This is a genomic window from Candidatus Woesearchaeota archaeon, assembly GCA_021734105.1.
Classification (GTDB): Archaea; Nanobdellota; Nanobdellia; order Woesearchaeales; family SKGA01; genus SKGA01.
Genome location: JAIPJP010000001.1, coordinates 24335 through 33947, shown reverse-complemented (window position 1 = coordinate 33947; position 9613 = coordinate 24335). Strand labels below are relative to the sequence as shown.

Sequence of the window (9613 nt, the reverse complement as noted above, 5' to 3'; positions counted from 1 at the left end):
AAAACCCTGTTGTTTCCCCTTAAAACAATAGAAAAATAACGATTAGGATTTATAAATCTTTTGTCTTGCCACAATGAATTGCTTAAAATAATTAATCATAATACAAAGACTCCCTTAGAGGTTTCCGTTCTCATCACCATCGCCTTGAGATGCAGTGCTTTTTAACGTTCTTCCAGCAACAAGCGATGTGCCAATCGCTACAAAAAGCGCGTAGAAGAATAATAAAACAATAAATAACCAAAATAATTGCCCACTGGGCGCAAGAACAACAAACAAAAACATAGGTACAAGAATGGCATGCAAACACAACACCCACGCATCACGAAACGAAAGCCCTTTTTTTACTGAAGACTTAATAATCACCGCGCTAAAAAGCGCGAGAAGTTGCGATACAACAAACACCAGAATACCAGTTGCCAACACCATACCAGGAATTAAAATAAGAGAAGGTAATAACGAACCAAGAGACTCGCTACCAGCAGACAGTTCTAATCCTGTAATTGCTGCTAATTCCTCAGTGAGATACTGCACGACAAAAAAACTCTCCAACAATAATAACAGTACAGATAAACTCCATGCAAAAAAATAGAGTCCAAATGATTGTTTCAGCGTTTTCTCAACAACCTGTCGATACTTTGTTGGATTAACAGAAATTGCGATGTGGCGAAGGAATCGTTTCAGCTTCATAGAACATATATTGCGTAGCAGATTATAAAAAGGTTATTGTTTAGAACATTTAAGAAAAATAGACGCTTCAAACCGTAATTTTTCCGGAAAAAAACAAGAAATCATTTTAAATATCCTTATTCTTACATCAGCAATCCAACAACTAGTATTTTAAAGATCGAAAAAAGGAGTAAAAAAATGAATAAACTAATTATTTCAGATATAAAAAATAAAATTTTCACCATGAGAGGCCTTCAAGTCATGCTTGACAAAGATTTAGCAGATTTTTATAATATCGAAACAAGAGTATTAAAACAAGCAGTAAAAAGAAATATAAATCGATTCCCTGAAGATTTCATGTTTATTTTAACTGAAAATGAAATACATTCATTGGTATCACAATCTGTGATAGCTTCAAAAAAACAGTTAGGAGGAGCTAAACCTTATGTTTTTACAGAACAAGGAGTTAGTAATTTATCAGCAATCCTCTCAAGTGAAAAAGCCATAGAAATCAATATTCAAATTATGAGAGCTTTTGTTACTATGAGAAATTTCATATATACACATGCACAAATATTTCAAAGATTAAATGCAATTGAATTAAAACAAATAAAATATGATAAAAAATTTGATGCAATTTTTAAAGCTTTAAAAACTCATGAGAAAAAACAAGGCATATTTTATGATGGTCAAGTTTTTGAAGCATGTGTATTTGTCAGCGAGATTATAAGGAATGCGAAAAAAGAAATTATTCTTATTGATAATTATATAGATGAAAGTGTCTTAACATTAATCTCTAAAAAAAAAGAAAAAGTAAACGTTAATATTTTTACTAAGAAAATCTCCGCCCAATTAGCATTAGATATTAAAAAATTTACTGAACAATTTGGACCAATACAAATACAAGAATTTAATAATGCTCATGACAGATTCTTAATTATCGATTCAAAAGAAATATATCACTTCGGTGCATCACTAAAAGATTTGGGAAAAAAATGGTTTGCTTTTTCTAAGTTTGAAACAGGTGCTGTAGATATGTTAAAAAAAATTAAGTTGAACTAATAAGTTTCGTTCTCAAGAACAAAATAGTATTGAGAATAATTAGAGAGTTATAGAAAAAATAATATCTTTGTCCTGCTCGATTGATTCAATATTGAAATTTGCAAAAATTTCATCAATTACTTTTTCTATTTGCTCAATTTTTGGCGATGCTTTTAATGCAGTGAGGACGAAACGCTCTTTACCAACACGAAGCATTTCAGCAAGACCTTTACGCACATTATCAAAATTTTGAATAGCAGTAATACTTATTACCACATCAAAAGAATGATCATCGAACGGAAGCGCTTCAGCACTACCTAAAAGTATTTTTTGATTGCCAGTGTATTGCGCAATAAGCTTTTGAGCAGGGTCAACACCTGTTGCTTTTTGCACGTCAAAATAGTCAAGCGAGAAGCCAGTGCCACAACCAACATCTAAAAGTTTGTCATCTGGGCCAATAATATCTAAGTCCTTCACCAAGGCCAATTTTGCTAACTGCTCCTCTTTATGCAGCTCATCATAGCCTTCTGCAATATCATCGTAGTACATCATGAAAAGGAAGTAACATGAGGCTACCCATGCGTTAAAATTGCAAAGCAATTCACTGATGTGTAGCCAAACAGAATGCTGGAAAACAGTTCACAGCAGACTGTAAAAATGAGGCTACCCACACGCTAAAATTGCAAAGCAATTCACTGATGTGTAGCTCATTTGCTACGCAAATGAGGCTACCCAGATTTGAACTGGGGATCTTCCGCAAGTCAAGCGGACGTCATACCGAGCTAGACCATAGCCTCAAAACTATACAAACGTGACTTCTTTTTTATTTAAAAAGATACTGGTTAGCCAGACACTGAACAACTCATCCCAAAAGAATAGGAAGTAGATAATCTTTGGAAACTTAATTTACCGCGAGGACGGAGATTAATTTACACCATTAAAAACAATCAAATTATTATTTTATCAATTATACTCTAATTATCATCAGATTTTTTACTAAATAAAACTTCTAATATTTTTGCAAAAGCAGGACGCGTAATAAGAACACCAATAGTGACCCCTGCAATCGTGGTTAACGCAAAACCCTTAAGAAGACCAGCGCCACTCCACCAAAGCGGAAGCATAGCAACAACGGTTGTAAAGTACGCAGTCATAATAATAAAAAAAGCACGCTTTAATTTTTGCAACCAAGACAACATCTTAGTAGAATCTCGTTGCGCAAGCGTTTCATCAATAATAACAATTTGATCATCAACACCAGTACCTACTGCAATAATAATCCCTGCAATTGCAGCAAGATCAAGACGCCAACCAATAACAGAAGCAAAACCAAGCAAGATAATCACTTCAGAAAGCATAGCAATAATTGCTGGAAGCGCAATAGTAATTTTTTTGTAACGAATAACAATGATGAACACAACCGCGAGAATAGCAAGACCGCCAACAAGCATTGCATTATCAATAAACTCTTCACCAAGCACAGGACTAATAGTTGCAGATTCAATAATCTCCAAACTCACTGGAAGACTGCCCGTACTCAAATAAGTTTGTAATTGTTTCATATTAGCCAACGCATCAATTGCTGCTGCTTGCTCACTAGAACCGCTACCACTACCAGAAATACTAATATCGGTTACGACATTACCTTTAAGATCTTCGCCAATACGCAACGAATCAACTTCTTCATCGTCTAAAAGAAGCGTGATGTTTTCTGAAAGATAACCATCACTAGTCACCTCGCCAGTATATATTACAGCTAAGTCCTCTGTTGCAGCAGCCATTGAACGCGCTGCATCAGCTGAAAGAGAAATAGAAAATCGAAATGAACACGTGAACGTACCATCAGATAATTGACCACAACCACGATCTGGATCTATACCTGCAAAACAAGTTGTTGAAGAAGAACGACAAACATTCTTAATATCTTCACCATTAAATACAACAGTATCGCCAACTTGTGCTTCAAACTTTCCAGCTTTAGAAACTAACTCAGTAACTTCTTCTTCACTTGTACCGGCAATTTCAACAAGGACATATACTTCACCAGTAAAATCTTTCACACTTCGAACAATAATATCACTTAAACCAAACACATTAAGACGTTGTTCTAAATTAGTAATGATTAAATCAAGCTCATCATCAGATACTTCGCCTTGCGGAACAAGCAAAACCCTCGTACCACCTTGCAAATCAAGACCTTTTTGAATATTATTTGTTGGCGCAGGATACACCTTTAAACCAATATCCTGAGTACCAATAACAGTAGTAATAGTTTTATTTTGCTCAATAAAGGAAGTAGTGTTTTTCGTGGTGTTTGTTTCATTATCAAACACTTGCTCAATCACTTCAACAAACTCTGTTTCATTAAGCGTTGTAACTTCAAGAAGCGGCTTGGTTGTTAAACGATAGGTATCCTTATTTGTTTTGAGTAAAAGCGTTCTATTAGGCTCAACAGATGCAAGAAAATCATAATACGTTTCTTCGTCAGGAATAGGTTTATTATTAATAGAAAGCAAAACTTCTCGACTCGTTGGCGTGCCAGAAGCACTCGGACTTTGCATATTTGCAATCGCTGCAGCACTATCTTTTTCAACACTTCGAATAGCAACACCATCCATATCCATACGTGGATGAATAGCAACAAGGGATAAAAGTAAAAAGACAATAAGAAGAATAACACGCGTATTACCAAAAAGTTGTTTGGCACGACTCATTTAGCAACACCCTCTTTTTTTTCTGCATACCACCGAAGAATGCCAGCATTTTGAATCCACGTATTAATCATATCAACCCACAGACCGATAAAAAGAATAGTCATAATTTGAGAAATGGTGGCTGACTGTGAAACAATCATACCAACAGTAACTGCCGCAAGAGTTGTGATATTCATAGTAAGACCTATTTTCATAGCAGATATAATTCTACTATAAACAGTTCCTGATTTATTCTTAAGCACCCTTGTTGAAAGTAATACATCTGTATCAACACTATATCCAATAAGCATGAGAAATGCTGCGACGCCCGCAGTACTAAGTTTAATTCCCAATATATTAACAATGGCAAGCGTGATAACAATATCAGAGAATGCTGCAAGAATAACAGCAAGACTAGGAATAGGAACTTTGAATTGAATGAAAATAACAATACCCATTAAGATAAACGCTGCAAGTAGCGCCCACGAAATTTGTTTGAAAAAAGAAGCACCAATAGAAGCACCTTTAATACCTAAGTTTTCACCGACTTCATCATTAGTAAGGCCTGGAATAATATCGGTTAATGCTAAACGAAACGCCACGATATCTTGTTCATCAGTAATATCGGCGCTAATTTCAAAACCAGTAACTTTCGTTAATTGGCGAAGCGTACGAATATCAAAATCTGCAGCGGGAAAACGCTCTTGAAGTTGCGCTTGCATACCATCAGCAGTAAGACCATCAAGCTCTGCTAAATCTTGTGTGACAATAATACTCGTTCCACCTCTAAGCGTAATATCGCCGTTAATAATAGTACCCGTTTGCACATAATTTACGCCAAGCACAACAAGTGCAATAACTAAAAGTAAGAAAGGAATAATAAGAAGTTGTTTATAATACGTATAATAAAAACCTCGCTTAGCAGTAGCCTGCAAATTGGTGTTCTCTAATTCAGAACTGGCCTTCGAATTAGCTTTCGCACCTATTTTTTGCGCGTTTTGTTTACTTCCAAAACGTGCTTCTAAGCGCTTTTTCTTATGAGATTTCGCCATGATTAGATGTGAAAGAACAATAAGCCATTAATAAAGCTTATGGTTGGACAGCTCTGTTTAGGATAATTAAATATACTGCCTAAAAGTCCTCTTAAGACAAACAAATTTTACGCTTTTATAGCGTAAAATAGTGTTGTTTGTCGGTTAATTTTTTTGGCGGAGCTAAAAACTAGCTCTTTGCAGTATGAAAATTACGTCTTTTCCAAACAGAGCTGGTTGGACCTTTTTAAATAAACTCTTTGCGTGTGGCTTCCATAAAGCACGCGCCGCATTTATTCTTCTTTTCCTTGCTATGCGTATAGCATAAACGAAAGCCTTCACGGTTGTTACCCACGAGGTCTAAGAACTCTTGATGCACAACATTTGCCGCCAAATGACCGTTGCCTGTGAGATGATAACGGGGCGTGGTGAAAAAATTAAGTTGTCCTGTTTTAGATGTCTTTAGATCTTCCCATTCGTTACCCGCAATAATTGGCGCATCCTTCTTTTTGGTGATTCTTGCGTCAAGAAATTGTAAACCAGCAAGCTCAGCTCTATGCGCTTTGTAAAAATCAATAGCGAGCTTTGCTTCATCCTGCAAATACTCCATACTTCTTGTTACATCAGTAAGAACATAAGGTGCAGCGCGAACACCAGCACGAGCGTATTGCAGTAAGCCATCTAAACGTGCCTGCGTTGTTGCGCCCATGCGTACCACATTTTCTTCAAGCGCTTCGTAGCCAATACTACCAAGAAGCGTTACATTTGCGTCAATAAATAATTGTGCAAGTTTTTCGTCATACTCCACTACTTTTGTTGGAAATGCAACAGCTATCTTTTTTCCTTCATGTTTTGCACGAATAATTTCTTCAAGCACGATAGGTAAATTATCAACAAAACCAGGCCATACTTTCATTGATGCAGGAATAAGATTTTCAACGCGCTGACCACTTCGAATAAAATGCGGGCCGTCACCTTCTAATTTCTCACGTAATTCTTTTCTAAAATTTTTGCGAGAAATATTTTTAAGACCTGACGTGACCGGTTTACCATTCATATACTCCGCATAACAATACGTGCAACGACCTTCCCGACTATAACGACCATCAGGAAGCATGGTTGCAAAACAATTTTGCGATACGTCAAAACCCCAGTCAAGCCAGCAAATTTTTTCATACTCGCCTTTTCCCTTAATAAGAATTTCAGCAGGTGAAGAAGTAGTAAATGTTGGTTTTGGAAGAATTGCATCAACAACTTTGTAATGCTCAAGAAGAGGTAGTCGTTGTATTGCTGGGACAACACAATGCTGCGCAACATCTCCTCGAAGCATATTTTTAATAGAGTCTTCTAAATCAGAACGCACTGGGCTGCGAATTGTTGCAGCGATATTAAACGCTTTATCAATAGTAGAACTTTGATTAGATACAGGAATAATTTGAAAAGATTTTTTATGCGTTTTAGCAGCCTTTGCAATAGCAAAGGAATCGCGGACAACTTTAAATGAAGTAATATTGCCAAACTTCGTACCTTTACCTTTATAGGACGCTGTAATAAAAGGCTCTTGCTCAACAAGTAAAGGAGTAACATCCAGATTAGGAACGCCCAGCGCGTCACCTTTACTATACATCGAATACACTAAATAATCAGGTTCTCCAATATCAAAGAATTTCCACGACTTATTTCCCTGACCATACGTAGGTTTCTTGCCTTTCTTTTTGCCAACAGTATCAGCAGTTTCTTTTTTGGCCATGAGTAAAAGAGTGAAATAGGTAACGATTTATGAACATTGTTATTTGTTTATAATGCGACAACTGCTACGAAGTTTTATCCTCATTCCGCTCGAAAAAAAATAACTGGCAACAGCGAAGGTTTATTGCGCGCTCTGCCCAGCAAATAATTCTGCATGCTCGCAATAAGCTCTCAGCTTAAGCTTCAAAATGCTCAAATGCAGTTTTTCTTCAAGGCCATGCTCTTGATCACCTCAAAGATGTAGGCACATAACCTTTAAAAAGGTCTTCTTCTTTTCTTATCTTATTATGAGCAGAATTGCAATTGTAGATAAAAAAAAATGTCATCCTGAAGAATGCAATGAATTATGCATCAAAAAATGCCCCATAAACAAAGGTGGTGATGAATGCATGAAAATTGTTGAAGGGAAAGCTTGGATAGACGAAGTCCTCTGCGTAGGATGCGGCATCTGCCCAAAAGTTTGTCCGTATAAAGCACTTGACATTATCAATTTGCCAGAAGCACTTAATGATACCGCAATACATCGCTATGGCGAGAATCAATTCTCACTTTATAATCTGCCCGTGCCAGTCTTTGGCAAAGTCGTCGGCCTTCTCGGACGAAACGGCATTGGAAAGTCAACTGCGATGAAAATACTCGCAGGCGTTTTAAAACCCAACTTTGAAAATTATGAAAAAACAAGTACCTATCGTGATTTAATAGATTATTTTAAAGGAACAGAGGCGCAAGCCTATTTCGAAAAACTCGCAAAAAACGAGATCACTATTTCTTATAAACCACAACAAATAGAACTCATTCCTAAGAATTTTGACGGCAAAGTTTCAGATTTACTCCATAAAGTAGATGAGAAAAACGCATTCGAAGAAATTACCTCCATGCTTGATTTAACACCAATTTTAGATAGAGACATCAAACAAGTATCCGGTGGTGAGTTACAACGAGTAACCATCGCTGCATGCGTTCTAAAAAAAGCAAACGTGTATTTCTTTGATGAGCCAACATCATACTTAGATATTAAACAACGACTCAAAGTTGCAAAATTTATTCGGCAGCTTGCTGATGAAAATACCGCAGTCATTGTTATTGAACACGATTTAATTATTCTTGATTACTTAACAGATTTTGTACATTTAGTCTATGGTAAGGAATCTGCGTATGGTATTGTGAGTAGTCTTAAAGCAACGAAAAACGGCATTAACACGTATCTTTCAGGGTATCTTCGAGAAGAAAATGTTCGCTTCCGAGACCATGAAATTATGTTTGAAACACATCCTGATGAAAACATTACCTCTATACATAAACTCGTCGAGTGGAAAGCATTCGAACAACAATTAGGAGATTTTACCTTTGGCGCAAGTAATGGAATTGTTTACAGAAATGATGTTGTAGGAATTTTAGGAGAGAATGGCATTGGTAAAACAAGCTTAGTAAAATCATTAGTTGGCGCCAGTAAAAAAGAAAACGACATTAAACTTAACGTTGTAGAAACCATTCCTGAATTAAAAATTGCCTATAAACCACAATATATTGAAAGTAGTGATGAAATTGTTCGACTTTATCTTAAAGATGCACTCAAATACGATTTACAACTTATCAAACCATTGTCCATTGAACCACTTTTAGATTTACAACTTAATGAACTCTCAGGCGGAGAATTACAACGAGTAACCATAGCTAAAACACTCGCCGAAGATGCACATCTTTACTTCCTTGATGAGCCAAGCGCATACCTTGATGTTGAACAACGACTCGCACTTTCTAAAGTCATAGCGACCATGATGGATGTCAAACGAGCAAGCGCATTAGTTGTAGATCACGACTTACTTTTTATAGATTATATTTCTAAACGACTGTTAGTCTTTCAAGGAGAACCAGCAATAAAAGGGCTCGCAACAGGACCATACGGCATGGCAGAAGGTATGAATAACTTTCTTGATGATCTAGATATTACTTTCCGACGAGACGAAGCAAACAATCGTCCTCGTGTTAATAAACCAGAAAGTCAAAAAGACAAGGAACAAAAAAATAGTGGAAAACTATATTACGGGTAAACAGCACAAACAAAAGAACTGCTGCCTTAAAGAACAATAAGCCAAACAAATTTTGTACAACACGAGTTGTGCAAAATAAACATGTTAGGCGATGAAAAATTCGAGCAGAGCGAGAAAGAAAAACTTCGCAGCAACTTTTGTGGAGAACATAACATGACCATAAAAATTGATTATGAAAAATGTTGTTGGCAAGAAGGCGCGTGCAAAAGTTGTGGATGCGGCGGCGCATGCGAAGGCTGCGTAGAAATTTGTCCAACTGGTGCACTTACGCGAGAAGATAAACTCAGTGTTGATATTGATAAATGTACAGACTGCGGATTATGTATTAATTCTTGTAAACACGACGCGCTAAGTTTTGAAGTAACCATCACGCTTTGAGATA

The 9613-nt window shown here is 36.5% G+C and carries 8 protein-coding genes and 1 tRNA gene; 3 read left to right on the top strand and 6 right to left on the bottom strand.

Annotated features, from left to right (window positions below; translation table 11 throughout):
* Positions 1-114 precede the first annotated feature (114 nt).
* Positions 115-687, bottom strand: a complete 573-nt coding sequence (locus tag K9M74_00200) for a DUF1189 domain-containing protein (protein MCF7798303.1) — start codon at positions 685-687, stop codon at positions 115-117.
* 177 nt (positions 688-864) lie between these two features.
* On the opposite strand from K9M74_00200, the gene K9M74_00195 reads away from it, so the two are divergent.
* A complete protein-coding gene (locus K9M74_00195) occupies positions 865-1728 on the top strand; it encodes an ORF6N domain-containing protein (GenBank protein ID MCF7798302.1) in 864 nt (287 codons plus the stop codon).
* Between the two features lie 39 nt (positions 1729-1767).
* Here K9M74_00195 and K9M74_00190 read toward each other — a convergent pair whose 3' ends face one another.
* The 5 genes from K9M74_00190 to K9M74_00170 form a co-directional block, all read right to left on the bottom strand.
* Positions 1768-2259, bottom strand: a complete 492-nt coding sequence (locus K9M74_00190) for a methyltransferase domain-containing protein (GenBank protein MCF7798301.1) — start codon at positions 2257-2259, stop codon at positions 1768-1770.
* 171 nt (positions 2260-2430) lie between these two features.
* Positions 2431-2504, bottom strand: a tRNA-Val gene (locus K9M74_00185).
* A 177-nt stretch (positions 2505-2681) separates the two neighbouring features.
* The gene (locus tag K9M74_00180) at positions 2682-4421 is read right to left on the bottom strand and encodes a hypothetical protein (GenBank protein MCF7798300.1); all 1740 of its coding nucleotides are present in this window, start codon (positions 4419-4421) and stop codon (positions 2682-2684) included.
* Positions 4418-5452 (bottom strand): protein translocase subunit SecF, encoded by a 1035-nt coding sequence (locus K9M74_00175; GenBank protein ID MCF7798299.1) that lies wholly within the window; start codon positions 5450-5452, stop codon positions 4418-4420. Before K9M74_00175 ends, K9M74_00180 begins: the two co-directional genes overlap by 4 nt.
* Before the next feature lie 226 nt (positions 5453-5678).
* Complete coding sequence (locus tag K9M74_00170) at positions 5679-7181, bottom strand: hypothetical protein (protein ID MCF7798298.1); 1503 nt, start codon at positions 7179-7181, stop codon at positions 5679-5681.
* A gap of 286 nt (positions 7182-7467) precedes the next feature.
* Here K9M74_00170 and K9M74_00165 point away from each other — a divergent pair, with 286 nt between their 5' ends.
* Both K9M74_00165 and K9M74_00160 read left to right on the top strand, forming a co-directional pair.
* Positions 7468-9231, top strand: a complete 1764-nt coding sequence (locus tag K9M74_00165; GenBank protein MCF7798297.1) for a ribosome biogenesis/translation initiation ATPase RLI — start codon at positions 7468-7470, stop codon at positions 9229-9231.
* Between the two features lie 153 nt (positions 9232-9384).
* On the top strand, positions 9385-9609 hold the full coding sequence (locus K9M74_00160) for a 4Fe-4S binding protein (GenBank protein MCF7798296.1): 225 nt from the start codon (positions 9385-9387) through the stop codon (positions 9607-9609).
* Positions 9610-9613 lie beyond the last annotated feature (4 nt).